The organism is Variovorax nivicola, from assembly GCF_051216475.1.
GTDB lineage: Bacteria > Pseudomonadota > Gammaproteobacteria > Burkholderiales > Burkholderiaceae_C > Variovorax.
The window spans coordinates 48,076-73,383 of record NZ_JBPJZK010000007.1 but is presented as its reverse complement, the minus strand read 5'-3'; the positions used below and the strand labels follow the sequence as shown (position 1 = coordinate 73,383).

Here is a 25,308-nt window from a genome sequence, read left to right as displayed (position 1 = left end):
AACACAATGACCTCCCGCCGCAAATTCCTCACGGGCACAGCCACGACTGGCGCCGCCGCCCTCGCACTCTCGGCCTTTCCGCCGAGCATCCGCCGCGCACTCGCCATTCCAGCCAACAACAAGACCGGCACCATCCAGGACGTCGAGCACGTCGTGATCCTGATGCAGGAGAACCGCTCGTTCGACCACTACTTCGGCATGCTCATGGGCGTGCGCGGTTTCGGCGACCGCTTTGCCATTCCGCTGATCGGCGGGCGCCGCGTGTGGGAGCAGAGCGACGCCGACGGCAAGGTGGTGCTGCCGTACCACCTCGACCAGACCCTGGGCAACGCGCAGCGCGTCAGCGGCACGCCGCACAGCTGGCTCGACGCACAGAACGCCTGGGACGGCGGGCGCCTCAACCAATGGCCGAAGTACAAGGCCACCGGCACGGCGCCTTTCACGCAATCGATGGGCTATCTGCAAGAGGCCGAACTGCAGTTCCAGTACGCGCTGGCCAACGCCTTCACCGTGTGCGACAGCTACCACTGCGGCATGCACACCGGCACCAACTCGAACCGCCTGTTCCACTGGAGCGGCACCAACGGCCCCTCGGGCCAGACCAGCACTGGCGTGGCGGGCGTCGCCTCGGTGGACAACACCTGGGAGAACCTGCGCTTTCCATGGGACCCGGCCGACAACCCCGGTGTCGATTCGACCACCTTCGGTTGCAACTGGAAGACCTACCCTGAGCGCCTGCAGGAGGCCAAGGTCAGCTGGATCGTCTACCAGAACCTGCCCGACAACTTCACCGACAACCCGCTGGCCGGCTTCCAGCAATACCGCGCGGCCAACAAGGTATCCGGCAAGAACAACGAACGCTACGACGGCGACGCCGGCCCACCCGTGGGCACGACGCTGCCGGCCTACGACCCCGCCAGCGACGACGCGAGCAACCCGCTCTACAAGGGCATCGCCAACACCATGCCCGACGGCGGCCTGCTCGGCACGTTCAAGCAAGACGTGGCCAGCGGCAAGCTCGCTCAGGTGTCGTGGATCGTCGCGCCCGCCGATTACTCCGAGCACCCCGGGCCTTCGAGCCCCGTGCAGGGCGCCTGGTACATCCAGCAGGTGCTGGACGCGCTCACCGCATCGCCCGATGTGTGGAGCAAGACGGTGTTCATCGTCAACTTCGACGAGAACGACGGCTACTTCGACCACGTGCCCTCGCCTTCCGCGCCGTCGATCAACCCGGACAAGAGCGCGGCGGGCAAGACCACGCTCGGCGACGCCGATGTCGCGTTCGAGCGCTACAACCACCCGCTGGTGCCCGGTACACCCAGCGGCGTGCCCCAGCCGGACGGCCGCGTCTACGGCCCCGGCCCGCGCGTGCCGATGTACGTCATCTCGCCGTGGAGCCGCGGCGGCTGGGTCAACTCGCAGGTGTTCGACCACACCTCGGTGCTGCGCTTTCTCGAAGCGCGATTCGGCGTGAAGGAAACGAACATCTCGCCGTTCCGCCGCGCGATTGCCGGCGACCTGACGAGCGCCTTCAACTTCGCGACACCGAACAACGAAGTGCTGCCCACCCTCGCGGGACGCAGGACCCAGACCGAGGCGAACCAGCTGCGCCTCGACCAGGAAGCGCTGGCGCAGGTGCCGCTGCCCTCTACGCCGGTGCTGCCGCGCCAGCCCACCGGCACGCGGCCCTCTCGCGCGTTGCCGTACGAACTGCACACCAGCGCAAAGGCCGATGTGGTCAACGGCAAGCTGCAACTGCTGTTCTCCAACACCGGCAAGGCCGCAGCCGTGTTCCACGTGTACGACAAGCTGCATCTCGATCGCCTGCCGCGCCGCTACATGGTCGAGGCGGGCAAGATGCTCGACGACACCTGGGCCGCGATGACCGACGACGCTGGTGCTTACGACCTGTGGGTGCTCGGGCCCAATGGCTTTCATCGCCACTTCAAGGGAAACCTCAACGCGGTGCGCACGAGCAATGCCACGCCCGAAGTGCGCGTGTGCTACGACATCGCCAACGGCAACGTCTACCTGACCATGCGCAACGACGGCAAGACGGCGTGCAGGTTCACCATCAACGCCAAGGCCTATCGCAACGACGGTCCGTGGACCGCAAGCGTGAATGGCGGTGCGAGCGTGGACCAGCACTGGGATCTCGCTGCCAGCGGCCAGTGGTACGACTTCGCAGTCACCTGCGATGCCGACCCGGCCTACTACCGCCGCTTTGCAGGCCGCGTCGAAACCGGCAAGCACACGGTGAGCGACCCGGCAATGGGCACAGCCGACCTCTGAGCGCCGGTACATTCCAATGAGAGGATGAGCGCAGGCGCCTCGTGCCTGCGCTCATCATCACGACTTGTGCCGCTGACCCCGTCCATGAAAACCACAACAACACATCCATGACCTCACGCCGCAAATTCCTCACCAGCACCGCCACCACGGGCGCTGCCGCCCTCGCGCTCAGCGCCTTCCCGCCGAGCATTCGCCGCGCCCTAGCCATTCCGGCCAACAACGCCACGGGCACCATCAAGGACGTCGAGCACATCGTCATCCTGATGCAGGAGAACCGCGCCTTCGATCACTACTTCGGCACGCTCATGGGCGTGCGCGGCTTCGGCGATCGCTTCACCATCCCGCTTCCCGCTGACCGCAAGGTCTGGCAGCAACTCGACGACGCCGGCAACGTGGTGCTGCCCTATTACCTCGACAGCACGCAGGGCAGCGCCCAGCGCGTGTCGAGCACGCCGCACACCTGGGTCGATGCGCACAACGCCTGGGATGGCGGGCGCATGTACCAGTGGCCGCGCTACAAGAAGGCCGGCAAGACGCCGTACCTGCAGTCGATGGGCTACCTGAAGGAAGCCGAGCTGCCGTTCCAGTTCGCGCTGGCCAACGCCTTCACGATCTGCGACGACTATCACTGCGCGATGCACACGGGCACGCACGCCAACCGCTCCTTCCACTGGACCGGCACCAACGGCCCCACCGGCGCCAACGTGGCCTACGTGAACAACGTCAACGCCTGGAGCTCCACCGGCCCGTCGACCGAAGGCTACGAATGGAAAACCTACGCCGAGCGGCTGCAGGAGGCCAACGTCAGCTGGATGGTTTACCAGAACATCCCCAACAACTACGGCTGCAACCCGCTGCTGGGCTTCAAGCCCTACCGCAAGGCGAACGAAGCATCGGGCAAGCCGGTGAGCACCTCGCTGCCTCAGGGCAAATCACCGGCCTACGTGCCAGGCGACGACGTGGGCAACCCGCTCTACAAGGGCACAGCCAACACGCTGCCGGTGGCCGACCAGGCCGCCTTCGACGCGGGCGCGATCATGGATGCGTTCCGCGCCGACGTGAAGAACGGCCGGCTGCCGCAGGTGTCGTGGGTGATTCCGCCCGACGTGTACTCCGAGCACCCCGGCCCGTCGAGCCCGGTGCAGGGCGCCTGGTACATCCAGCAGGTGCTGGACGCGCTCACCGCCGTGCCCGAGGTGTGGAGCAAGACCGTGCTGTTCGTGAACTTCGACGAGAACGACGGCTACTTCGACCACGTGCCCTCGCCCTCCGCGCCTTCGCCCAACCCCGATGCGTCGACGCTCGCGGGCAAGAGCACGCTGTCCGCGCAGGACATGAGCTACGAGTACTTCACGCACCCTGCGCCGCCCGGTATTCCCACCGCGCAGCCCACGCCCGACGGCAACGTGTACGGCCCCGGCATGCGCGTGCCGATGTACGTCATATCACCGTGGAGCCGCGGCGGCTGGGTCAACTCGCAGGTGTTCGACCACACCTCGGTGCTGCGCTTCGTCGAAGCCCGCTTCGGCATGAAGGAAGACAACATCAGCCCGTTCCGCCGCGCGGTGTGCGGCGATCTCACGAGCGCCTTCAACTTCGCGACGCCCAACACCGAGGTGCTGCCGGTGCTCGCGGGCAACCGCACCAAGGCCGAGGCCGACAAGGTCCGCGCCGACCAGGACGTGCTGCCGCAGGTGGTGCCGCCGGCCAACGCGCAACTGCCGCAGCAGGCCACGGGCACGCGGCCTTCGCGCGCGCTGCCCTACGAACTGCACGCGAGCGCCAAGGTCGACGCGACCGGCGGTAAGCTGCAACTGCTGTTCTCCAACACCGGCAAGGCCGCGGCCGTGTTCCACGTGTACGACAAGCTGCATCTCGACCGACTGCCGCGCCGCTACATGGTCGAGGCGGGCAAGACGCTCGACGACACCTGGACGCCCGTCGCCGGGGACAACGGCCTCTACGACCTGTGGGTGCTCGGGCCCAACGGCTTCCATCGCCAGTTCAAGGGCAATGTGAATGCGCTGGGCACGAGCAACGCTGCTCCCGAAGTACGCGTGTGCTACGACATCACCAACGGCAACGTCTACCTGAACATGCGCAACGACGGAAAGACGGCGTGCAAGTTCACCATCAACGCCAAGGCCTATCGCACCGATGGCCCGTGGACTGCAAGCGTGAACGGCGGCGCAAACGTGGATCAACACTGGGAGCTCGCGAACAGCGGCCAGTGGTACGACTTCGCAGTCACCTGCGATGCAGACCCGGCCTACTACCGCCGCTTCGCCGGCCGCGTGGAAACCGGCAAGCACACGGTGAGCGATCCGGCAATGGGCATGGCCGACCTCTGAGCATCGCCATGCATCGATAACGAGGCGTGGAGCGCGCGCAATGCGCGCTTACACCTCGGCAGCGAAGGGTTCATCTCGATGTCACCCGGGCTTCCTAGCCTCGGCGGCACAACACCGAGAGGATCTCCCCATGCGATTCATCACTTCGCGCACGCCTCTCGCGTGCGCGCTGCTCTTCATTGCCTGCGTGACTTCAGCCTGCGGCGGCAGCGACGGTGGCGGCTTCGCCGGCCTGCCCACACCGGACACCACATCACCCCCACCGGATACGGGTGTCAAGCCCGAAAAGCGCTGCGCTCCCTGATCGCCCGAAGAACCACAACAACAAGCTGCCCATGAATTCACGCCGCAAATTCCTCACCGGCACGGCCACCACCGGCCTTGCCGCCCTCTCCCTCAGCGCCTTCCCACCCAGCATCCGCCGCGCACTTGCAATCCCGGCCAACAACAAGACCGGCACCATCCAGGACGTCGAGCACATCGTCGTGCTGATGCAGGAAAACCGCTCCTTCGACCACTACTTCGGCACGCTGCCGGGCGTGCGCGGCTTCGGCGACCGCTTCACCGTTCCGCTGCCGGGCGGGCGCAACGTGTGGCAGCAGAGCGATGCCGATGGCAAGCTCGTGCTGCCCTACCACCTCGACCAGACCAAGGGCAACGCACAGCGCGTGAGCGGCACGCCGCACGAGTGGCTCGACAGCCAGGAAGCATGGGACGGCGGCCGCCTCTCCCAATGGCCGCGCTACAAGACCAGCGCAGCCATGGGCTACTTCAAGGAAGCGGAAGTGCCGTTCCAGTTCTCGCTGGCCAACGCCTTCACGCTCTGCGACAGCTACCACTGCGCCATGCACACCGGAACGGACGCCAACCGCTCCTTCCACCTGACAGGCACCAACGGCTCGACCGCGCAGAACGTTGCCTTCGTCAACAACGAGTGGGACTGGCTCGACGGACGCGCTTCCGCCGTGAACACCGGCTATACGTGGAAGACCTACGCCGAGCGGCTGGAAGACGCTGGCGTAAGCTGGATCTGCTACCAGAACATGCCCGACGAATGGGGCGACAACATGCTCGGCGCCTTCCGCCAGTTCAGGCGCGCCAACCAGGCCTCGCCCTTTCCGGTCTCCAGCGGCGGCGCCCCCAACGCGCCCTATTCCAACAGTGGCCAGGCGACGCCCTATCACGCTTACGACCCCGCCAGCGACAACCCGGGCAACCCACTCTACAAGGGCATCGCCAACACCTTGCCGGGCAACAAGCCGGAGGAGTACCTGGATGCGTTCCGGAGCGACATCAAGGCCGGCCGCCTGCCGCAGGTGAGCTGGATCAACGCCCCTTCCATCTATTGCGAACACCCCGGCCCATCCAGCCCGGTGCAAGGCGCCTGGTTCCTGCAGGAAATACTGGACGCGCTGACAGCCGTGCCGGAGGTCTGGAGCAAGACCGTGGTGCTGGTCAACTTCGACGAGAACGACGGCTACTTCGACCATGTGCCGTCGCCGTCCGCGCCATCGCTGATCAACCCCATCGACTCCAGGAGCCCCGCCGCGGGCAAGACGACGCTCGCCAATGCCGACCTGGTGCACGAGTACTTCACGCAGCAGCCACCGGAAGGCAGCCGTTCGCAGCCTGCACCCGACGGCCGTGTGTTCGGCCCCGGCCCGCGCGTGCCGCTGTATGTGGTCTCGCCATGGAGCCGCGGCGGCTGGGTCAACTCGCAGGTGTTCGACCACACCTCGGTGCTGCGCTTCATCGAGGCGCGCTTCGGCGTGAAGGAGCCCAACATCTCGCCCTACCGCCGCGCCGTGTGCGGCGACCTCACGAGCGCCTTCAACTTCGCGACGCCCAACAGCGAGGCCCTGCCCACACTCACCGGCCGCAAGAACAGGACCGAGGCCGACAAGCTGCGCCTCGACCAGGAAGCGTTGACGCAGGTGCCGCTGCCGCTCGATCCCCAGTTGCCGAACCAGCCCACCGGCACGCGTCCCTCGCGCGCCCTGCCGTACGAACTGCACACCAGCGCCCTGGCCGATGCGGTCGGCGGCAAGCTCAAGCTGCTGTTCTCCAACACCGGCAAAGCGGCCGCCGTGTTCCATGTCTACGACAAGCTTCATCTGGACCGCCTGCCGCGCCGCTACATGGTCGAGGCGGGCAAGACGCTCGACGACACCTGGGCCGCGATGACCGACGACGCCGGCCTCTACGACCTGTGGGTGCTCGGGCCCAACGGCTTCCACCGCCACTTCAAGGGCAATCTCAACACCCTGCGCGCAGGCGGTGCGGCACAGCCTGAAGTACGCGTGTGCTACGACATCACCAATGGCAATGTCTACCTGTCCATGCGAAACGACGGCAAGGCAGCGTGCAAGTTCACCATCAACGCCAAGGCCTATCGCAACGACGGTCCATGGACCGCGACGGTGAACGGCGGTGCCAGTGTGGACCAACACTGGGAACTCGCGAGCAGCGGCCAGTGGTACGACTTCGCAGTCACCTGCGATGCTGACCCGGCCTACTACCGCCGCTTCGCCGGCCGCGTGGAAACCGGCAAGCACACGGTGAGCGACCCGGCCATGGGCTTGCCCGACCTCTGAGCCCCGGCAAGAATGCCGGCATGCTGATGATTCTTCGACATGCCGACGTTCTGCTCACCATGGACGCCGCCCGGCGTGAAATCGCCGACGGCGCCGTGGTGTGCGACGGCCCCGCGGTGGCTTGGGCGGGCCCCACGGCCGACCTTCCCGTCGCGTATCACGAGGCGCTGCGCAACGGCCAGGCCGAGGCCATCGACATGCACGGCCATGTGGTGATGCCGGGCCTGGTCAACACGCACCACCACATGTACCAGAGCCTCACGCGCGCGGTGCCCGAGGCGCAAGACGCAGAGCTGTTCGGCTGGCTCACTAACCTGTACCTGCTGTGGGCACGCCTCACACCCGAGATGATCCGCGTGTCGACGCAGACCGCGATGGCCGAGCTGATGCTCTCCGGCTGCACCACCACCAGCGACCATCTCTACCTGTTTCCCAACGGCTCGAAACTCGACGATTCGATCGAGGCGGCCGATGCCATGGGCATGCGCTTTCACGCGGCGCGCGGCAGCATGAGCGTGGGCCGCAGCGCCGGCGGCCTGCCGCCCGACGAGGTGGTGGAAACCGAAGAAGCCATCCTGCGCGACAGCGAACGCCTCATCGGCCGCTGGCATGACGCCTCGCGCCACTCGATGCGCCGCATCGTGCTCGCGCCGTGTTCGCCGTTCTCGGTGTCGCGCGACCTGATGCGGCTTTCGGCCGAGCTGGCGCGCGAACGCGGCGTGTCGCTGCACACGCACCTGGCCGAGAACGACAACGACGTGGCGTACTCGCGCGAGAAGTTCGGCATGACGCCGGCCGAGTACGCCGAAGACCTGGGCTGGGTCGGCCGCGACGTTTGGCACGCGCACTGCGTGAAGCTCGACGAGGCCGGCATCGCGCTGTTCGGCCGCACCGGCACGGGCGTGGCGCACTGCCCCTGTTCCAACATGCGGCTGGCCTCGGGCATCGCGCCCATCGGCGCGATGCGCCGCGCAGGCGTGCCAGTGGGGCTGGGCGTGGACGGCAGCGCATCGAACGACGGCGCGCACATGCTGGGCGAGGCGCGGCAGGCCATGCTGCTGCAGCGCGTGGGCTACGGCCCGGCGGCGATGACGGCGCGCGAGGCGCTGGAGATCGCCACGCTGGGCGGCGCGCGCGTGCTGGGGCGCGACGACATCGGCGCGATCGCGCCGGGCATGTCGGCGGACATCGTCGCCTTCGACATGCGCGGGGTGGCGCATGCGGGTGCGGGGCATGACTTGGTGGCGGCGCTGGTGTTCTGCACGCCGGCTTCGGTGTCGCTGAGCGTGATCAACGGGGCGGTCCGCATCCGCGACGGCGGCTTTACCGGGCTGGAGCTGACGCCACTGCTGGCAAGGCATCGCGACCTTGCACGCACGCTCTACGACGGCGCCCGGCACCCGCACACGGCCTGAGCCCCCCGGCAGCGCCGGGTGAGCACCTTTGGGCTAGGCACCAACCCTCATTGCCAACGCCGGAGCCCCTCCGCAGAATCCGCCCACCAAATAGAACGATCGTTCTATTCAGTGGCCGGACATCCCGTCGGCCTTCCCGAGATTCAAAACAACAGGGAACTCCCCGATGAAGCGCAGAGACATCCTCAAATGGTCCGCCTCGGCGGGCGGCCTGGGCCTGCTGGCCGGCAAACCATCCACCGCATCGGCGACCCTGCCGGTGCTCAAGCCCACGCTGCCGCAGAAGATCGACCCGATCAGCGCCACGCTGCGGCGGCTCGAACTGGTGGGGCGGCAGGCGACTTACCTCTGGACCGAATCGCACATCAACCTGGCCGGCGTGCCGATGGGTGCGGTGGTGCCAGCGACCGAGCTGCCGGCGCTGGAGCACCAGCTCAAGACCATCGCGAAGGCAGTGGAAGCCGTCACCAATTTCGCGGCCTCGTTCGCCACCAGCGCGCTGGCCTCGGGCAGCCTGCAGTCGCTCGACAACCTGCGCACGCGCCTGGCTGGCCTGCAGGCCAGCTTCGATCAGCTGCTGGCGGCCAACGGCGGATTGGCGACGCTGCCCGCCGCGGTACTGAGCCTGCTGGGCACGCTCACGGGTACGGCGGGCGACATCGCCACGCAGCTCAAGCAGATTCACCACGACCTGCTGTCGCAAGGCCCGCTGGGCGCGCTGAACGGACCGAAGACGGTGGCGCAGTACGACGCGCTCTTCGTCACCATCGAGAAGCCCGCCATCTCGCAACTGCTGCACGACAACGACCTGTTCGCGGCCATGCGCGTGTCCGGACCCAACCCGATGCTGATCCAGCGTGCGACGGCGCTGCCCACCAAGTTCCCGCTGAGCGACGCGCAGTACCGGCAGGTGATGGGCGCCGGCGACAGCCTGGCCGATGCGGCCTCGTCGGGCCGGCTCTACCTGCTCGACTACGAAGGCCTGGGCGACATGGCGCCGGCGGGCCCGCAGGTCAAGCCGCTCACGGGCACGGCCTACATCCACGCGCCCATCGCGCTGTTCGCGCGGCCGAAGACCAGCCGCTCGCTGGTGCCGGTCGCAATCCAGTGCGGGCAAGACCCGACGCTGAGCCCGATCTTCCTGCGCGTGGACGACACCGCCAACGCCGAGGCCTACTGGGCCTGGCAATCGGCAAAGACTGCCGTGCAGGTGGCGGACTTCAACTACCACGAGATGTTCGTGCACCTGGGCCGCACGCACCTGATGTCGGAGGCCTTCACGATGGCCACGCAGCGCCAGTTCGCGACCGCGCATCCGCTGAGCCGGCTGCTGTCGCCGCACCTCGAAGGCGCGATGTTCATCAACGAGTTTGCGACGCTGATCATCATGGCACCGCTGACCACGGGCGACGTGATCCTCACCGCCCCCATCGAGACGCTGCAGCAGCAGTGCGGCCGCGACCGGCTGGCCTACGACTTCTACGACCGCATGATGCTGCCCAACGACCTGCGCACGCGCGGCGTGGACGACACGGCGGCGCTGCCCGACTACCCGTACCGCGACGACGCGCTGCTGGTGTGGAACGCCATCGCGCAATGGGTCGGCGACTACGTGGCCACCTACTACCTGAGCGACGCCGACGTGACCGGCGACTACGAGCTCAAGGCCTGGGCCACCGAGCTCGCGACCAGCGGCAAGGTGCACGGCTTCCGGCCGATCACCACGCGCGCGCAGCTCATCGACGTGCTGACCGCGATCATCTTCAACGCCAGCGCGCAGCATGCGGCGGTGAACTTCCCGCAGTACTCGGTGATGACCTATGCGCCCTTCAGCGCTGGCGCGGGCGGTGTGCCGGCACCAACGAGCAGTGCGGGTCAGAACGAAGCAAGCTGGTCGCAGATGCTGCCATCGCGGCTGGCGGCGCAGGAGCAGATCCTGCTGTTCCACATACTCGGCGGCGTGTATTACCGGCCGCTGGGCGAGTACAAGGACAACGTGTTCCCGCATCTGCCGGTGCTGCTCGACCCGGCCATCGCGGGGCAAGGCGGGCCACTGGAGCGCTTCCGCAATGCGCTCGTGGGCATCGAGGCCACCATCCGCCAGCGCAACACGACGCGCGCGCGGCCTTACGAGCACTTGTTACCGAGCCGGATTCCTTCCAGCACGAACATCTGACTCAGCGCCGCATCGTGTCGAGCTGCGTGACGGGTGCGCTGTCGTTGCCCCAAGAGCCGCGCACGTAGGTGAGCACGGCCGCGACCTCGGCGGCGTCCAGCGTCTGGCCGAACGGCGGCATGCCGTAGGGACGCGGATTGCCGGCGGTCGAGGGCAGGAAGCCGCCGTGCGCGATCACCTGGATCAGGTTGGTGGGCCGCGCCATGTTGACGGCGCGGTTGCCCGCGAGCGGAGGGTAGGCGCCCGCTGCGCCCTGCCCCTGATCGCCATGGCAGTAGGCGCAGCGCTGGTCGTAGATCTTCGCGCCGCGCGTCATCGTGCCGGCATCGCGGCGGATGGGGGCCTTCGCAACAACGGCCGTCGCCTCGGGCTTCGGCGCATCAGGCAGGTCCTTCAGGTAGCTCGCCATGGCCGTCAGGTCGGCGTCGCTCAGATACTGCGTGCTGCGGAACACCACGTCGGCCATCGGGCCCATGACCGAGCCGCGCGGTGCGACACCGCTCTTGAGCAGGGCCACCACGTCGGCCGCAGGCCAGTCGGCCACGCCGGCTTCATGCGGATCGGTGAGCGATGGCGCGTACCAGTTCTCGACGGCGATGAGGCCACCCGAAAGGCCCAGCTTCGTCTCGGTCGCACCCAGCGAATTGCGGCTGCCGTGGCAGGCGATGCAATGGCCCAGGCCGTTGACGAGGTATGCGCCTCGGTTCCACTCGGCCGGCTTGCCGGCATTGGCCACGAAGGGCTCGGGCTTGAACGACAGCACGCGCCACACGGCCAGCGCCGCCTGCGTGTCGTAGGGGAAGCGCAACCGGTGCGCCTTGTTGGGCTCAGCTGCGGGCGGCACGCTGCGCAGGTAGGCGTAGATCGCGTCCGAGTCCTCGCGCGTCACCTGGGTGAAGTTGGGGTACGGAAACGCCGGGTACAGCAGCCGCCCGTCCTTGCTGCGGCCGTTGTGCATCGCGCGCCAGAAGTGCGCGCTGCTCCAGCTTCCGATGCCGGCCTTGTCGTCGGGTGTGAGGTTGCTCGAATAGATGGTGCCGAAGGGCGTATCGATCGGCAGGCCGCCCGCATAGGGCTGGCCGCCGCGCGTGGTGTGGCAGCCCGCGCAGTTGCCGGCCAGCGCGAGGTAGCGTCCGCGCTCGATGAGCTGCGGCGTGGCGGCAAAGGCTTCGGCTTGCGCGGGCAGCGGGTCTTCGCCACGCAGGTTCATCGCCACGATGCCGCCGGCGGCGGCTGCGCCGAGCACGATCAATGTCAGCAGCGTCCAGGCCAGGTGTCGCAGTTTCATGGGCGCGGCTCCGTCACTTCGGCATGCCGCCGCAGGTCACGGGCAGCGGCGCGGGCAGCGAGGCCGCGGGCTTCGTGTCGGCCGGCATCGGCTGCACCGCCAGCCAGCTCGCAACGGCGTTGATGTCGGCGGTGCTCATGCGCCGGCCGATGTCGGCCATGCAGTCGGGCGGCAGCGCATGCCGCTCGTTCGTGAGCCATGCGCCGAGCTGCGACGAAACATAGAGCCGCGGCAGCCCCAGCAGCCCCGGAATGGCCGGCTGCACGCCCGTGAGCGCCGCGCCGTGGCACTGCACGCAGGCGGGTATGCCGCGCGCCGCATCGCCTTCGCGCACGAGCTGGCGGCCGCGCTGAAGCTGCTCGGGCGTGGCATCGCTGGTGGGAGAAATTGGCGGGTAAGGGAGCTGCAGCCCGGCGAAGTACTCGGCCATTTCGCGCAGGTAGGCATCCGACAGGTGCTGGACCATGTACGCCATGTCGCTGTTGAAGCGCCGGCCGTCTCTGAAGCTCACGAGCTGGTTGAACAGGTAGCCGGCCGGCTTGCCCGCCAGCCGCGGAAAGTAGCCCGCATTGGTGGTCGCGCCCTCACGGCCGTGACATGCGATGCAGGCGGCCACGCGCTGCTCGATGGTGTCGGGCACCGTGGCGGGCGTTGCTGCGCTTGCCATGCCCTGCACAACGAGCAGCAGCAGCCCGAGTACGAGGAAGCGAAATCCGCGCTTCATGTGCCGGCAGCGTAGTGCGCCAGTGCCAGCAGCCCCGCGATCAGCAGCAGCACCATCACGAATGCCACGCCTATCAGCGGCAGGATGCCGACTTGCGCGGTCCGCTTGTCGGCGTCGGCGCGGCGGCCACCCAGTCCGATGAAACTCCAGAGAACGGCGCGCACCGCGCGCATGAGATTCGACATGAGGTCGAGTGTGGCCCAGGCGGGCCCAAAAAAACAGATGCAGATCCGCTCCAATTGACCGGTGCAGATAAAGTGCTGCCGAATGAAGAACACCCTGCGATGAAGCGATATGAAGCCCTGGCCGCCGACATCGAGGCCTCGATCCGCAACGGCACCCTGAAGACCGGCGACCGCCTGCCCTCGGTGCGCCACACCGGGCAGAGCCGCGGGGTCAGCGCATCGACCGTGTTCCAGGCCTACTACCTGCTGGAAGCGCGCGGGCTGGTGCGGGCGCGCGACCGATCGGGCTATTACGTCACCGGTGGCGGCCTTCGCGATGTGCCACCCGAGTCCACCCTCACCTCGCGCCCGGCCGAGGGGCCGCTGTCGCTGGACGTGAGCGACAAGGTCTTCGACATCCTCGAAGCCAGCATGTCGCGCAAGGTCGTGCCCTTCGGCTCGGCCTTTCCGAGCCCCTTGCTTTTTCCGCTGGCGCGGCTCGGGCAGTTCATGGCCGCCAGCGCCAAGTCGCTCGACCCATGGAGCACCGTGGACGACCTCACGCCCGGCAGCGCGGCGTTGCGCCGGCAGATCGCGCTGCGCTACCTGGCCGACGGCATGCCGGTGCCGGCCGACGAGATCGTCATCACCAACGGCGCGCTCGAAGCGCTGAATCTCTGCCTCGCGGCGGTCACGCGGCCGGGCGACGCGGTGATCGTCGAGTCGCCCACCTTCTACGCCGCGCTGCAGGCGCTGGAGCGCATGGGCCTGCGGGCCATCGAGGTGCCGACGCATCCGGGCGAAGGCATCGACCTCGGAGCGCTGGAGTTGGCCATCGCGGCGCACAAGCCCACCGCGTGCTGGCTCATGACGACCTTCCAGAATCCGCTGGGCAGCCTGATGCCCGATGCGAAGAAGAAGGCGCTGGTGGAGCTGCTGGCGCGGCACGAATTGCCGCTGATCGAGGACGACGTGTACGCAGAGCTCTACTTCGGCGAACGGCGTCCCGCGCCGGCCAAGGCCTTCGATACGCAGGGGCTGGTGCTGCATTGCTCTTCGTTCTCGAAATGCCTCGCGCCCGGGTATCGCATCGGCTGGACCTCGGCCGGGCGCTTCGCGCGCAGGGTCGCGCGGCAGAAGCTCACGACCACGCTCAGCACCTCGGCGCCCGCGCAGCTGGCGCTCGCGGGCTATCTCGAAAAGGGCGGGCTCGACAAACATCTGCGCAAGCTGCGGCAAACGCTGGCAATGCAGCAGGCCACCTTCGCGCAGGCCGTGGGCCATTACTTTCCGCCGGGCACGCACGCCACGCGGCCGCTGGGCGGGTACTTCCTGTGGGTCGAGCTACCGGTGCGGGCGAACGCGCTGGAGATTCACCGCAAGGCGCTGGAGCTGGGCATCAGCGTCGCGCCCGGGCCGATCTTCTCGGCCACGCGCGCCTTCACCAACTGCCTGCGGCTGAACTACGGCCACCCGTGGAGCGCGCTCAGCGAGCAGGCAATGCAGACACTCGGCCGCCTGGCTGCCGAAGCGTCCTGAACAGCAGGAAGGCCGCGATGCTCACGTTCACAAGGTTCCAGCCGATGCCATTCAAAAAGGCCGCGTGGTAGCTGCCCGTGAGGTCGAACACCTTGCCCGACATCCACCCGCCCAGCGCCATGCCGAACAGCGTGAACATCAGCACCGTGCCCACGCGCGCGCCCGCCTCCTTCGGCGGAAAGTGCTCGCGCACGATGATCGCGTACGACGGCACGATGCCGCCCTGGAACAGCCCGAACAGCGCCGAGATCACGTAGAGCGGCACCAATCCGTCGAAGGGCAGGAACAGCAGCAGCGCCACGCACTGCAGCAAGCCGCCCAGCAGCAGCGTGCGCAGCCCGCCGATGCGGTCGCAGATGGCGCCCGACACCAGCCGGCTCACGATGCCGAAGCCCAGCATCAGCGACAGCATCATCGCGCCCTGCGCCGGCCCGTAGCCCAGATCGCCGCAGTAGGCCACGATGTGCACCTGCGGCATCGCCATCGCCACGCAGCAGGCCACGCCGGCCACGCACAGCAGGCCCTGCGCCGCGCCCATGCTCAGGCCGAAGGGCCGCGTCATGTCGCGCACTGCGGCGGCATTGTTCGATGCGTTGACGGGTGGAGCCTCGGCCAGCGCGGGTGGCCGCGCGCGGAAGAACAGGGCAAGCAGCGCCATCGTCAGCCCGCAGAAGATGCCCATGCCGATGTAGGTCTGGCGCCAGCCCACCGTTTCGACGAAGTGCTGCGCGATCGGCGGCCACACCGCGCCCGCGAGGTAGTTGCCGCTCGCGCACACCGCCACCGCGATGCCGCGCCGCTTGACGAACCACAGCGAGGTGTCGGCCACCAGCGGCGCAAAAGCCACCGAACTGCCGAGCAGGCCGACCAGCAGCGCCTGCGCGATGGTGAATGAAACGATGCCGCCCGAAAGACCCGTGGCGATGTACCCCGCACCGAGAAACACGGAGCCCATCAGCAGCGGCCACATCACGCCAACGCGGTCGGCCAGCTTGCCCATCAGCACACCGCCGAAGCCGAAGCCCAGCATCAGCAGCGTGTAGGGCAGCGAGGCATCGGCGCGCGCGACGCCGAATTCGGCCTGCACCGCGGGCAGCATCACCGACACCACGTACATGCCGCTGCTGCCGACCGTCATGACCAGCAGCGTGAGGCCCAGGCGCAGCATGGCGTAGCGTGAATCCGCCTGATGGGCGGTTGTCTCGTTTGTCTTCATTTTTGTCTCCGCGACGAGGATACCCCGTGACGCGAAAACGCGAGGCACGCGAGACACGCGAACAGCCCGGTGGTGTCAAACCACCTTCAGGCTCGGCATTGGCTCAGTGTGCGAATGGCGCAGGCGTGGCGACAAAGCTCATAGGCCCGCGTCAAGTCGGACGCTGCCGCTTCTGGCTACAGGTCAGGCGACGACAGGCCGCTCGCCGCGCTGCAGCCGGCGCTCGATGTCTTCGAGAACCAGCGGCAAGTCAGCCACGCTGTCGATCACGTAGTGCGCGCCGGCTGCTTCGAGTTCGGCTGTGGCGCGTGCGCGGCGCTCCTGCTGTTGATCTTCGTCGAGCGCCTGCCACTCGGCGAGCGTGAGGCCGTTGGCGTTGCCGCTGATTGCCAGGCCCACGGCCCAGGTGCCCGCGTTCAACCCTTCCTGCAAGCCGACGCCCGTGTCGTCGACCTTCACCACGGTGTGCGGCGGCCACACGCCGAGGTCGGCGAAGCAGCGGTACATCATGAGCGGCGACGGGCGGCCTTCGGCGAGGTCGCCGCCGCACACGAGGTTGTCGGGCGCATAGCCGCCGGCCGCAGCAATGGGCACGACCACTTCCATGATCGGGCGGTTGTAGCCGGTGGTCGAGCCGATCTTCAGGCCGCGCTGGCGCAGCACGCCGACTGCCTCGAGCGCGCCCGGAATGAAGTCGGCGTGGTCGCGCACGCTGGCTGCGTTCATGGGCGTGAAGATTTCATACAGCTTGTCGGCATCGGCGTCGTTGAACGCATGGCCGTGCTTTTCTTCCCACTGCGCATTGATGCGCGGCAGCGTGCCTAGCGCCTTGATGTGGTCCCACTTGGCCACGCCCATCGGGCCGCGCGCCTCGGCGATGGTGATGTCAACACCGAACTGTTCGAACAGCTTCACGAAGGCACCCATGGGGGCGCAGGAGCCGAAGTCGAGGATGGTGCCGGCCCAGTCGAAGACGACGGCCTGGAGTTGCGAATGGTTGTGGGCGTTCATGGCGGCTGAGATGAAGAGGTTCGGAAGGAAGGCGACGGCCTTGCAGCCATCACCAGGCGTTGAAGACGTCGTGCGCGATGCCGAAGCCGGTGCTCGCGCCGCTGCCACTGGTGACCAGCACCAAGCGCGTGGCGTCGTCGGGCGCGTCGATCACGCAGGGCGTGGTCTTCGACGAAGGGTACACGCCGGTCCAGCGCTCGGTGACCTGCGCGGTTTCGAGGTTCAGCGTGCTGCGCAGGTGGCGCAGGATGAGCTGGTCGACCTCTTCCATTGCGAAGGGTTCGGGCGCATCGGCGTAGTGGTGCGAGTCGCCGACCACCAGCGAGCCGTCGGCGCTCTGCACCACGATCAGGTGGATACCGTGCGCGAGCGAGGCGGCCTCTTCCTGCTGCAGGCGTGCGCGCAGCGCGGCGGCTTCGGGCAGCGTGCTGTAGCCCTCGTAGCGCACGAGGCTCAGGTCCATCATCACGGAGCCGGGCAGATGAAAGCCCGCCTCGGGCTTCACGCGCAGCATCTGCAAGCGGCACAGCGTGAGCTCGTGCGCGGCGATACGGTCGGCGAACAGGCCGTGCAGGTCGGTGTTGGTACAGACCACCACGCGCTCGGCATGCAGCGTGCCGCGCGAGGTACGTACGCGGGGCGTTTCCACTTCGAGCACGGCTTCACTGAAACGGAAGGTCACGCCGTGCGCTTCGGCCAGCCATTTGGTCAGCAAGCCGATGGCGGTGCGCGATTCGACGCGCAACTCGTGCGGGCTGAAAAGCACCGAGCGCGCATCCGCCAGGCTCAGCGCCGGCGCCTTGGCCTGTGCGTCGGCGGCGTCGAGCAGCTCGCAGCCCTTGCCCATCGGCGTGCGCATGAAGGCTTCGAGCACGTCGTGCGCCTCGGGGCGGTAGGCCGCGAGCCAGAGGTTGCGGTGCACGACCTCGATGCCGGCCTGCGGCGCAACCTCGCTCCACACGTGGCGGGCATGCATCGCACGGCGCCACATGTCGCCCGGGGCCTGGCCGGTGATGGTAATGAAGCCGAAGTTGCGGATCGAGGCACCAACGCAGGCCGCATCGCGCTCGATCACGCAGACCTTGAGACCGCGCTGCACGGCGCTGTAGGCATGGGCCAGGCCGACGATGCCGGCGCCGACCACGATGAGATCGAAGCTGTCGGGGTTGTGGGCTTGTTGTTGGGTGCCGGGCATTACCGGTGTCTCCAGGTTTGGGTGCGCTTCAGCGCCCAGTGCCCCGCCAGCGCGAACACGCCCCGGCCGATGGCGGCCGTGAGCATGATCAGCGAGGCCATAGCGGCGGCGGGCGCGACATCGCCAGCGTCGTCCATGTTGAGCACGGCGATGGCTGCCAGCGTGGTCTGCGGCGAGTAGAGGAACACGACGGCCGACACGGTCGTCATCGCATTGACGAAGAAATAGCCGCCCACGTTGAGCACGGTCGGCAGCGCTACCGGCAGGTGCACCCGCCACAGCGTGCGCCAGAACGGCACGCCCATCGACTCGGACACCAGCTCGTATTCGCGGTCGAGCTGGCGCAACGCAGTGAGCGAGGTCAGGTGCGCCACCGAGAAGAAGTGCGCCACCGTGCACACCACGAGGATGGTCATGCTGCCGTAGATGGCGCGCAGCGGGTTCGAAGGCGAGATGAAGAAGAAGATATAGCCCACGCCCAGCACCAGCCCCGGCACCGCGAGCGGCAGGTTGGCCAGCAGGTTCAGCAGTTCGCGCAGCAGGCCGAAGTGGCGCGGCTTCTCGACCAGGTAGGCCGAGATGAAGGTGATGAATGCGCCCGCCACTGCCGCGCACACGGCCAGTCGCAGCGAGTTGAAGTAGCTGCCCCAGCCGCCCCCGTCCATGTTGCTGAAGTCGTAGTTCTTGAACGACGGTACGAGGTTGTAGGGCCAGTAGGTGGCCAGCGAGGCGAACACCGCCATGCCGATCATCACCAGGATGCCGCAGGCCGTGAGCACGCAGAAGGCCAGCAGTGCGCGGTCGCGCACCTTCACGGGCTCGGGCTGGTAAGGCGTGGCACGCGCCGAGAGTGCCGCAGCCTGCTTGCTGCGCACATGGCGCTCGACCAGGAACGACAGCACCGCCGGAATCAGCAGCACGAGGCCGACCACCGCGCCCATCTGGAAGTTCTGCTGCCCGACCACCTGCTTGTAGATGTCAGTCGCGAGCACGCCGGTCTGGCCGCCCACGACTTTCGGCACGCCGAAGTCGGTGATGACCAGCACGAACACCACCATCGCGGCCACGATGAGGCCGTAGCGCGACGACGGCAGCGTCACCGTGCGGAAGATGCGCCAGCGCGATGCGCCCAGCGTCTGCGCGGCCTCGTAGAGCCGGCCATCGGAGGTGGCCATGGCGGTCGTGAGGATCAGCAGCGCATGCGGCAGCGTCCAGAACACCGAGCCGAGCACGATGCCCAGCGGGCCGTAGATGGACGCGCCACCGAGCAGCCCCTTGAACAGGCCCTGGTTTCCGAACAGGTAGACGAGGCTGATCGCAGGCAGCAGCGAAGGCGCCAGCAGCGGCACCAGCGCCACCGCGCGCAGCACGCCCTTGGCCGGCATGCACGACAGCGTGAGCCCGTAGGCGTACACGTACGCGATGCCCGTGCAAATCACGGCGCTGAGCGCCGCGAGCCCCAGGCTGTTGAAGGCCGACTGCACCAGCGCCGGGTTGTCGAGGTAGCGCGCGAAGTTGGCAAGGCCCACGAACGCGCCCGCATGGTCGAAGAAGCTCTGGCCGACCAGCGCGCTGACCGGCAGCGCGACGATCACGACCAGCAGCAGCACGACCAGCAACACGGCCGCGCCCGTCAGCCAGCGCTCGCGGTCGAATGCGCTGCTGCGCGCCACCACCACCGGCACGGCGGCGATGGCGTCGGGAGAACTGCTCATGCTCAGTTCGCCAGGACCGACAGCGCGTTCAGGGGCAGCTGGATGTGCACCATGCTGCTCGGCACCAGCGGATCGCTGCCGCCGCCGCGCGCATCGGCGGGCAGCTCGGCCTCGATCTCGATGCCCAACGGCTCGCAGGCCAGGCGGGCCGAGGTGCGGTTGCCGAAGAACTCGGTGTCGAGCAGGCGTGCCGCAAAGCTGTTGGCACCGAGCTCGGTGCCGAAGCGCTTCACGACCACGTGCTCGGGACGGATGCCCACTGTTGCCTGCGAACCGACGCTGAGGCTGCCAGGTGCACAGAACAACTCGCTGTCGCGCACGCGCACCTTGCCGTCGGCCAGCACGGTGGCCGGCAGCATGTTCATGCGGCCCACGAAACCGGCCACGAAGCGGGTGCGCGGCTGGCGGTACAGCTCGTCGGGCGTGCCGGCCTGCTCGATGCGGCCGTTGTGCATCAGCACCACGCGGTCAGCCATCGAGAGGGCTTCTTCCTGGTCGTGCGTGACCATGATGGTGACGATGCCCAGGCGCTTCTGCAGCGCGCGGATTTCGCTGCGCAGGCTGGCGCGCACTTGCGCGTCGAGCGCGGAAAGCGGCTCGTCGAGCAGCAGCAGGCGCGGATTGGGCGCGAGTGCGCGCGCCAGTGCAATGCGCTGCTGCTGGCCGCCCGAGAGCTGAACGGGGTACTTGTCGGCATGCGCGGCCAGGCCGACGAGGTCGAGCATCTCGCGCGAACGCTTGGCCATCTCGCGGGCCAGTGCGCCCGTGGGATGCAGGCCGTAGGCGATGTTCTGCGCAGCCGTCAGGTTGGGAAACAGCGCGTACGACTGGAACACCACGCCGAAGCCGCGCGCCGCGGGCGGCAGGCCCGCGATGTCCTGGCCGCCGAGCAGGATCTGGCCGCTGTCTGCGCGCTCGATGCCGCAGACGATGCGCAGCAGCGTGGTCTTGCCGCAGCCCGAAGGGCCGAGCAGACACACGAACTCGCCGGGCTCGATGTCGAGATCGATGCCGTCGAGCACGCGTGTGGCGCCAAAGGACTTGCCGATGCCGCGAAGGGAAAGAAAGCTGCTGCTCGTCATGACCGGATACCGCTTGGCTTCGAAGAAATCAGAGCGGCTTCTTTTCCGACTTGGACTCGTAGCGCTTGGACCATTCCGTCAGGATGCGGTCGCGGTTGGCGGCAGCCCAGTTGAAGTCGTTCTTGGCGAGCAGCTTCTCGACGTCGCCCGGCACGAATTCGAGCTTTTCCTGGATGCCCGGCAGCGCGAGCACGGCGAAGTTCTTGGCATACAGCTCGTTGGCCTGCTTGGTCACGGCCCAGTCGGCCAGCGCCTTGGCGGCTTCCTGCTTCTTGCTGGTCTTCATGATGCCGGTGGCTTCCATGTCCCAACCCAGGCCTTCCTTGGGCAGCACGATGTCGATGGGAGCGCCGTCGCGCTTGGTCTTGTTGGCGCGGTATTCGAAGGACATGCCGAGCGCGAACTCGCCGGCGCCAGCCTGGCGGCAGGGCTTGCTGCCCGACTGGCTGTAGATGCCGATGTTCTGGTGCAGCGCATCCATGTACTTCCACGCTTTTTCTTCACCCATCATCTGGATCCAGCCCGACACCATCAGGTAGCCGGTGCCCGACGCGGCGGGGTTGGGCATGGTGATCTGGCCCTTGTAGACCGGGTTGGTCAGGTCGGCCCAGCTGGTGGGCTTGGGCAGGTTCTTCTTCTGCGCTTCGGCGGTGTTGAAGCAGATGGCCGACGACCACACGTCCATGCCGACCCACTTGGGCGGGTTGGCCGCATCGCGCATGGTCGGCTTGATGGCATCGAGGCCCTTGGGCGCGTAGGGCTGGAGCATGCCTTCCTTGTCGAGCAGCATCAGCGAGGTGGCGGCCAGGCCCCACACCACGTCGGCCTGCGGGTTGGCCTTTTCGGCCAGCAGCTTGGCGGTGACGATGCCGGTCGAGTCGCGCACGAACTTCAGCTCGATGCTCGGGTTCTCCTTTTCGAATGCGGCCTTGTAGGCCTGCACCTGGTCGGCTTCGAGCGCGGTGTAGACCAGCAGCTCGGTACGGCCCTGGGCCGATGCGGCAAAAGCCAGCGAGAACAGGGCGGCCGGCACGAAGGCCCAGCGGAGTTGACGATGCAGCATGGTGGAGGTTCCCTTGGGAAAGTAGAAAGGACGCGATGCGGGACACATGGACAGGCAAGCGAAAGTACGCAAGTGCCGTTCAGCGAATGCGGGCGATGCTGGCACCGGCATGTGACAGGAATTTGTCAGATGCCCCAGAAACACCCAAATACCCAAAAATGCACCTTGGGCCGGCGATTTCGCGGCGGTTTCGTCATCTGCATGTCATTGCGTCGCGTCAAGCTGCCGGAGTTATTACCTGTGTTTTCGCTTCGCTTTCATGACACTCGACCTTGCCGAGATCGCCCGCCTGTTCGCTGAACGCGGTGGAGTCGCGTACGCGGGCGAACCCGTGTCCCAGCTGGAACATGCGCTGCAATGCGCCTGGCTCGCGGAGCAGGCCGGCGCGAGCGATTCACTGGTCACCGCCGCGCTGCTGCATGACCTGGGCCACCTGCTGATCGCCGAGCACCAGACGCTATCGCAGTCTCCTACCCAGCTGGGCATCGACGACCGCCATCAATACATCGCACTGCCACTGCTGCGCGGCGCATTCGACATCGAAGTGCGCGAGCCGATCCGCCTGCACGTGGACGCCAAGCGCTACCTGTGCGCGACACGGCCCGACTATTTCTCGAAGCTCTCGCCCGATTCGGTGCGCAGCCTGGCCCTGCAGGGCGGCGTGATGGACGCGGAAACGGCTCAGCGCTTTGCCACGCACCGCTGGTCGGGCGACGCAGTGCGGCTTCGGCTGTGGGACGAAGAGGCGAAGGTCGAAGGGCTGCAGACGCCGCCTCTGGCCCACTTCCTGGCGACTGCAGCCAGGGTCATGCTGCACTGACGAGTCGATTTTTCGGGACTGGGCCAGGTTTCCGGCTGATTTCAGGCCGGACTAAGAAACAGTTGTCTACGATGGTTTCTTCATGATGACCGGCGCCGCACGGGCGCCTGCGAGGAAACCACATGTCTTCATCCGTCACCGCGCGCGCAAGCACGTTCATCCAGGTACTGCGCCGCGTCTTCTCGCTCGCGGCGCCCTACTTCCGGTCAGAGGAGAAATGGCGCGCCCGCGCCATGCTGCTGACCATCGTCGCGCTGAACCTCTTCTATGTATATGTGGCGGTGCTGGGCAACCAGTGGTACGGGCGCTTCTACGACGCGTTGCAGAACAAGGACGTGACGGCCTTCTGGCGCGAGGTGCGCGTGTTCGGCTGGATCGCCTTCTTCAACATCGCGGTGCAGGTGCTGAAGTTCTACATAACCCAGCTGCTGCAGCTGCGCTGGCGCACCTGGATGACACGCAGCTACCTGTCGCGCTGGATGGCGGACCGCACCTTCTATCACCTGGAGCTGGCGCGCTACGCCAACAAGGACGGCCACACGCCGGACAACCCCGACCAGCGCCTCCAGGAAGACATGCAGATCTTCACCAGTTCCACGATGACGCTCTCGATGGGCCTGTTGAATGCCGTCGTCACTCTCCTGAGCTTTATCGGCCTGCTCTGGGGGCTGTCGGGCAATTTCTCGTTCACCTTCAACGGCACCACCCACCAGATCGTCGGCGCGATGGTCTGGCTGGCGCTGGGGTATTCCATCGTCGGCACCGTCGTCACGCATTTCATCGGCCGCCCGCTGATCGGCCTGAACTTCAGGCAGCAGCGCTTCGAGGCCGACTTCCGGCATCACCTGGTGCGCGTGCGGGAGTACAGCGAGGCGATTGCGCTGGACCACGGCGAGAAGGTCGAGCGCGGCCAGCTCGACCTGCGCTTCGGCGACGTGCTGCGCAACTACCTGCTGCTGATCAAGCAGCAGAAGAACCTCGTCACCTTCACCTCGTTCTTCGGGCAGGCTGCGGTGATCTTTCCGTTTCTCGTGGCAGCGCAGCAGTACTTTGGCGGCGCGTTCCAGCTCGGCCACCTGATGCAGATCGGCTCGGCCTTCGGCAAGGTGCAGGAGTCGCTCAGCTGGTTCGTCGACAACTACGACAGCGTGGCCGTGTGGCGCGCCACCACCGACCGCCTTACCAGTTTCGACGACAGCATGACGGCCCATGCCTCGCGGGACGACGCCCTGCAGCGCGCGCCCTCGGAGATGCTGCAAACCGACGACCTCGCAGTCGCGCTGCCAAACGGCACGCCGCTGCTTGCCGGCGCCGCGCTGGCGGTGAAGCCCGGCGACAGCGTGCTGCTGCAAGGGCCTTCGGGCAGCGGCAAGTCGACGCTGTTCCGCTCGTTCGCGGGCATCTGGCCGTTCTCGAAGGGCAAGCTGCAGGTGCCCGACAACGTCGCCTTCATGCCCCAGCGGCCCTACGTGCCCGACGGCAAGCTGCGCGATGCGCTGACGTACCCCAACCCCGCATCGAACTTCAGCGACGACCAACTGCGCCAGGCCCTGACCGATGCGCTGCTGCCCGACCTCGTAAGCCGCCTCGACGACAGCGACGCCTGGAGCCAGAAACTCTCCGGCGGCGAGCAGCAGCGCCTGGCCATCGCGCGGGTGCTGCTCAAGAAACCGGCATGGCTGTTCGCCGACGAGATCACCAGCGCGCTCGACGCCCAGGCCGAAAGCGTTCTCTACAAGCGGCTCGCCGCCACGGTGCACGCCGCCGGCGGGGCGATGGTGTCGATCGCGCACCGCGCGGCCGTGGGCGACTTCCACAATCAGCGATGGACGCTGGTGCCGCAGGAAGACGGCGCTGCCGGCGGTGCGCGCTACCGGCTGAACACCTCAGCGGGGGTTCAGCCCGCCGCGGCGTAGCGCTCCCAGCCCTTCTTGCGCAGGTCGCAGGCAGGGCACTCGCCGCAGCCGTAGCCCCAGGCCTGGCGGTGCACGCGGTCGCCGAGGTAGCAGGTGTGGGTCTCTTCCACGATCAGGTCGACGAGAGGCTCGCCGCCCAGGCGGTGCGCCATGGTCCAGGTCTCGGCCTTGTCGATCCACATGAGCGGCGTCTCGATGACGAGGCGGCGCTCCAGCCCCAGCGACAGCGCAAGCTGCATCGCCTTCATCGTGTCGTCGCGGCAGTCGGGGTAGCCCGAGAAGTCGGTCTCGCAGACGCCGGTGACGATCACCTGCAGCCCGCGCCGGTAGGCCAGCGCGCCGGCCAGCGTGAGAAACAGCAGGTTGCGCCCGGGCACGAAGGTGTTGGGCAGGCCGTCGGCCTGCATGGCGAAGGCGACTTCTTCGGTGAGCGAAGAGCCGCCGAGCTGCGCCAGCGCGGCGAGCGTGAGCACATGGTCTTCGCCCAGGCGCGGCGCCCAGTCAGGGAAGCGCTCGCGCAGCTTCGAGAGGATGGTGCCGCGCACGTCGAGCTCGACGCGGTGGCGTTGCCCGTAGTCGAAGCCCAGGGTTTCGACGCGCTGGTACTTCGAGAGCGCGTCGGCGAGGCAGGTGGTCGAGTCCTGGCCGCCGGAAAACAGAACGAGGGCGGTGGTGTGCAGGGGCATATCCGTCAACGGCGGGGCCGTTGTAGTCCAAATGTGCGATTTTCGCAGGCCGAGCGGGGCC

At 67.4% G+C, this 25,308-nt stretch carries 19 protein-coding genes; 9 read left to right on the top strand and 10 right to left on the bottom strand.

Features of this window, described 5'->3' with window-relative positions:
- Positions 1-6 precede the first annotated feature (6 nt).
- The 6 genes from ACSFBF_RS25615 to ACSFBF_RS25590 all read left to right on the top strand — a co-directional run bounded on the left by ACSFBF_RS25615 (position 7) and on the right by ACSFBF_RS25590 (position 10,828).
- The gene (locus ACSFBF_RS25615; protein WP_435471947.1) at positions 7-2,292 is read left to right on the top strand and encodes a phosphocholine-specific phospholipase C; all 2,286 of its coding nucleotides are present in this window, start codon (positions 7-9) and stop codon (positions 2,290-2,292) included.
- 107 nt (positions 2,293-2,399) lie between these two features.
- The gene (locus ACSFBF_RS25610) at positions 2,400-4,643 is read left to right on the top strand and encodes a phosphocholine-specific phospholipase C (RefSeq protein ID WP_435471945.1); all 2,244 of its coding nucleotides are present in this window, start codon (positions 2,400-2,402) and stop codon (positions 4,641-4,643) included.
- A 130-nt stretch (positions 4,644-4,773) separates the two neighbouring features.
- Positions 4,774-4,947 (top strand): hypothetical protein, encoded by a 174-nt coding sequence (locus ACSFBF_RS25605; protein ID WP_435471943.1) that lies wholly within the window; start codon positions 4,774-4,776, stop codon positions 4,945-4,947.
- Between the two features lie 31 nt (positions 4,948-4,978).
- Positions 4,979-7,237, top strand: coding sequence for a phosphocholine-specific phospholipase C (locus ACSFBF_RS25600; RefSeq protein ID WP_435471941.1), 2,259 nt, complete (start codon positions 4,979-4,981; stop codon positions 7,235-7,237).
- A gap of 20 nt (positions 7,238-7,257) precedes the next feature.
- A complete protein-coding gene (locus ACSFBF_RS25595) occupies positions 7,258-8,652 on the top strand; it encodes an 8-oxoguanine deaminase (RefSeq protein WP_435471939.1) in 1,395 nt (464 codons plus the stop codon).
- Positions 8,653-8,818: 166 nt separating this feature from the next.
- Positions 8,819-10,828, top strand: a complete 2,010-nt coding sequence (locus ACSFBF_RS25590; RefSeq protein WP_435471937.1) for a lipoxygenase family protein — start codon at positions 8,819-8,821, stop codon at positions 10,826-10,828.
- Position 10,829: 1 nt separating this feature from the next.
- On the opposite strand, the gene ACSFBF_RS25585 is transcribed toward ACSFBF_RS25590, so the two are convergent.
- Genes ACSFBF_RS25585 through ACSFBF_RS25575 form a run of 3 tightly spaced genes read right to left on the bottom strand, consistent with a single transcriptional unit; the run spans position 10,830 to position 13,025 of the window.
- Complete coding sequence (locus ACSFBF_RS25585) at positions 10,830-12,116, bottom strand: c-type cytochrome (RefSeq protein WP_435471935.1); 1,287 nt, start codon at positions 12,114-12,116, stop codon at positions 10,830-10,832.
- A 13-nt stretch (positions 12,117-12,129) separates the two neighbouring features.
- Entirely contained in the window at positions 12,130-12,840 is a 711-nt protein-coding gene (locus ACSFBF_RS25580; RefSeq protein ID WP_435471933.1) for a c-type cytochrome, read from the bottom strand.
- Positions 12,837-13,025 (bottom strand): DUF2970 domain-containing protein, encoded by a 189-nt coding sequence (locus ACSFBF_RS25575; RefSeq protein ID WP_093050271.1) that lies wholly within the window; start codon positions 13,023-13,025, stop codon positions 12,837-12,839. Before ACSFBF_RS25575 ends, ACSFBF_RS25580 begins: the two co-directional genes overlap by 4 nt.
- Positions 13,026-13,124: 99 nt before the next feature.
- Between ACSFBF_RS25575 and ACSFBF_RS25570 the strand changes: the two genes are divergently transcribed.
- Complete coding sequence (locus ACSFBF_RS25570; RefSeq protein WP_435471930.1) at positions 13,125-14,543, top strand: aminotransferase-like domain-containing protein; 1,419 nt, start codon at positions 13,125-13,127, stop codon at positions 14,541-14,543.
- Here the strand turns inward: ACSFBF_RS25570 and ACSFBF_RS25565 are convergent.
- The 6 genes from ACSFBF_RS25565 to ACSFBF_RS25540 all read right to left on the bottom strand — a co-directional run bounded on the left by ACSFBF_RS25565 (position 14,491) and on the right by ACSFBF_RS25540 (position 21,825).
- Positions 14,491-15,759, bottom strand: coding sequence for an MFS transporter (locus ACSFBF_RS25565; protein ID WP_435471928.1), 1,269 nt, complete (start codon positions 15,757-15,759; stop codon positions 14,491-14,493). The two genes, ACSFBF_RS25570 and ACSFBF_RS25565, sit on opposite strands and share 53 nt — an antisense overlap.
- A 183-nt stretch (positions 15,760-15,942) precedes the next feature.
- The gene (phnX, locus tag ACSFBF_RS25560; protein WP_435471926.1) at positions 15,943-16,770 is read right to left on the bottom strand and encodes a phosphonoacetaldehyde hydrolase; all 828 of its coding nucleotides are present in this window, start codon (positions 16,768-16,770) and stop codon (positions 15,943-15,945) included.
- A gap of 49 nt (positions 16,771-16,819) precedes the next feature.
- Positions 16,820-17,965 (bottom strand): TIGR03364 family FAD-dependent oxidoreductase, encoded by a 1,146-nt coding sequence (locus ACSFBF_RS25555; protein WP_435471924.1) that lies wholly within the window; start codon positions 17,963-17,965, stop codon positions 16,820-16,822.
- Positions 17,965-19,680 (bottom strand): putative 2-aminoethylphosphonate ABC transporter permease subunit, encoded by a 1,716-nt coding sequence (locus ACSFBF_RS25550; protein WP_435471922.1) that lies wholly within the window; start codon positions 19,678-19,680, stop codon positions 17,965-17,967. The genes ACSFBF_RS25555 and ACSFBF_RS25550 overlap by 1 nt, the downstream gene beginning before the upstream one ends.
- A 2-nt stretch (positions 19,681-19,682) precedes the next feature.
- Positions 19,683-20,762, bottom strand: coding sequence for an ABC transporter ATP-binding protein (locus ACSFBF_RS25545; protein ID WP_093172634.1), 1,080 nt, complete (start codon positions 20,760-20,762; stop codon positions 19,683-19,685).
- A gap of 28 nt (positions 20,763-20,790) precedes the next feature.
- Entirely contained in the window at positions 20,791-21,825 is a 1,035-nt protein-coding gene (locus tag ACSFBF_RS25540) for a putative 2-aminoethylphosphonate ABC transporter substrate-binding protein (protein ID WP_435471920.1), read from the bottom strand.
- A gap of 259 nt (positions 21,826-22,084) precedes the next feature.
- On the opposite strand from ACSFBF_RS25540, the gene ACSFBF_RS25535 reads away from it, so the two are divergent.
- Both ACSFBF_RS25535 and ACSFBF_RS25530 read left to right on the top strand, forming a co-directional pair.
- Positions 22,085-22,645, top strand: a complete 561-nt coding sequence (locus ACSFBF_RS25535; protein ID WP_435471918.1) for a phosphonate degradation HD-domain oxygenase — start codon at positions 22,085-22,087, stop codon at positions 22,643-22,645.
- A gap of 122 nt (positions 22,646-22,767) precedes the next feature.
- The gene (locus tag ACSFBF_RS25530; protein ID WP_435471916.1) at positions 22,768-24,561 is read left to right on the top strand and encodes an ABC transporter ATP-binding protein/permease; all 1,794 of its coding nucleotides are present in this window, start codon (positions 22,768-22,770) and stop codon (positions 24,559-24,561) included.
- On the opposite strand, the gene queC is transcribed toward ACSFBF_RS25530, so the two are convergent.
- Entirely contained in the window at positions 24,543-25,247 is a 705-nt protein-coding gene (gene queC, locus ACSFBF_RS25525) for a 7-cyano-7-deazaguanine synthase QueC (RefSeq protein WP_435472366.1), read from the bottom strand. The genes ACSFBF_RS25530 and queC overlap by 19 nt on opposite strands.
- Positions 25,248-25,308: the final 61 nt, after the last annotated feature.

Bases quoted from the DNA above. Each gene is read 5' to 3' on its own strand.
- ACSFBF_RS25615 (WP_435471947.1), top strand. From the start codon at position 7: ATGACCTCCCGCCGCAAATTCCTCACGGGCACAGCCACGACTGGCGCC.
- ACSFBF_RS25610 (WP_435471945.1), top strand. From the start codon at position 2,400: ATGACCTCACGCCGCAAATTCCTCACCAGCACCGCCACCACGGGCGCT.
- ACSFBF_RS25605 (WP_435471943.1), top strand. From the start codon at position 4,774: ATGCGATTCATCACTTCGCGCACGCCTCTCGCGTGCGCGCTGCTCTTC.
- ACSFBF_RS25600 (WP_435471941.1), top strand. From the start codon at position 4,979: ATGAATTCACGCCGCAAATTCCTCACCGGCACGGCCACCACCGGCCTT.
- ACSFBF_RS25595 (WP_435471939.1), top strand. From the start codon at position 7,258: ATGCTGATGATTCTTCGACATGCCGACGTTCTGCTCACCATGGACGCC.
- ACSFBF_RS25590 (WP_435471937.1), top strand. From the start codon at position 8,819: ATGAAGCGCAGAGACATCCTCAAATGGTCCGCCTCGGCGGGCGGCCTG.
- ACSFBF_RS25585 (WP_435471935.1), bottom strand. From the start codon at position 12,116: ATGAAACTGCGACACCTGGCCTGGACGCTGCTGACATTGATCGTGCTC.
- ACSFBF_RS25580 (WP_435471933.1), bottom strand. From the start codon at position 12,840: ATGAAGCGCGGATTTCGCTTCCTCGTACTCGGGCTGCTGCTGCTCGTT.
- ACSFBF_RS25575 (WP_093050271.1), bottom strand. From the start codon at position 13,025: ATGTCGAATCTCATGCGCGCGGTGCGCGCCGTTCTCTGGAGTTTCATC.
- ACSFBF_RS25570 (WP_435471930.1), top strand. From the start codon at position 13,125: ATGAAGCGATATGAAGCCCTGGCCGCCGACATCGAGGCCTCGATCCGC.
- ACSFBF_RS25565 (WP_435471928.1), bottom strand. From the start codon at position 15,759: ATGAAGACAAACGAGACAACCGCCCATCAGGCGGATTCACGCTACGCC.
- phnX (WP_435471926.1), bottom strand. From the start codon at position 16,770: ATGAACGCCCACAACCATTCGCAACTCCAGGCCGTCGTCTTCGACTGG.
- ACSFBF_RS25555 (WP_435471924.1), bottom strand. From the start codon at position 17,965: ATGCCCGGCACCCAACAACAAGCCCACAACCCCGACAGCTTCGATCTC.
- ACSFBF_RS25550 (WP_435471922.1), bottom strand. From the start codon at position 19,680: ATGAGCAGTTCTCCCGACGCCATCGCCGCCGTGCCGGTGGTGGTGGCG.
- ACSFBF_RS25545 (WP_093172634.1), bottom strand. From the start codon at position 20,762: ATGACGAGCAGCAGCTTTCTTTCCCTTCGCGGCATCGGCAAGTCCTTT.
- ACSFBF_RS25540 (WP_435471920.1), bottom strand. From the start codon at position 21,825: ATGCTGCATCGTCAACTCCGCTGGGCCTTCGTGCCGGCCGCCCTGTTC.
- ACSFBF_RS25535 (WP_435471918.1), top strand. From the start codon at position 22,085: ATGACACTCGACCTTGCCGAGATCGCCCGCCTGTTCGCTGAACGCGGT.
- ACSFBF_RS25530 (WP_435471916.1), top strand. From the start codon at position 22,768: ATGTCTTCATCCGTCACCGCGCGCGCAAGCACGTTCATCCAGGTACTG.
- queC (WP_435472366.1), bottom strand. From the start codon at position 25,247: ATGCCCCTGCACACCACCGCCCTCGTTCTGTTTTCCGGCGGCCAGGAC.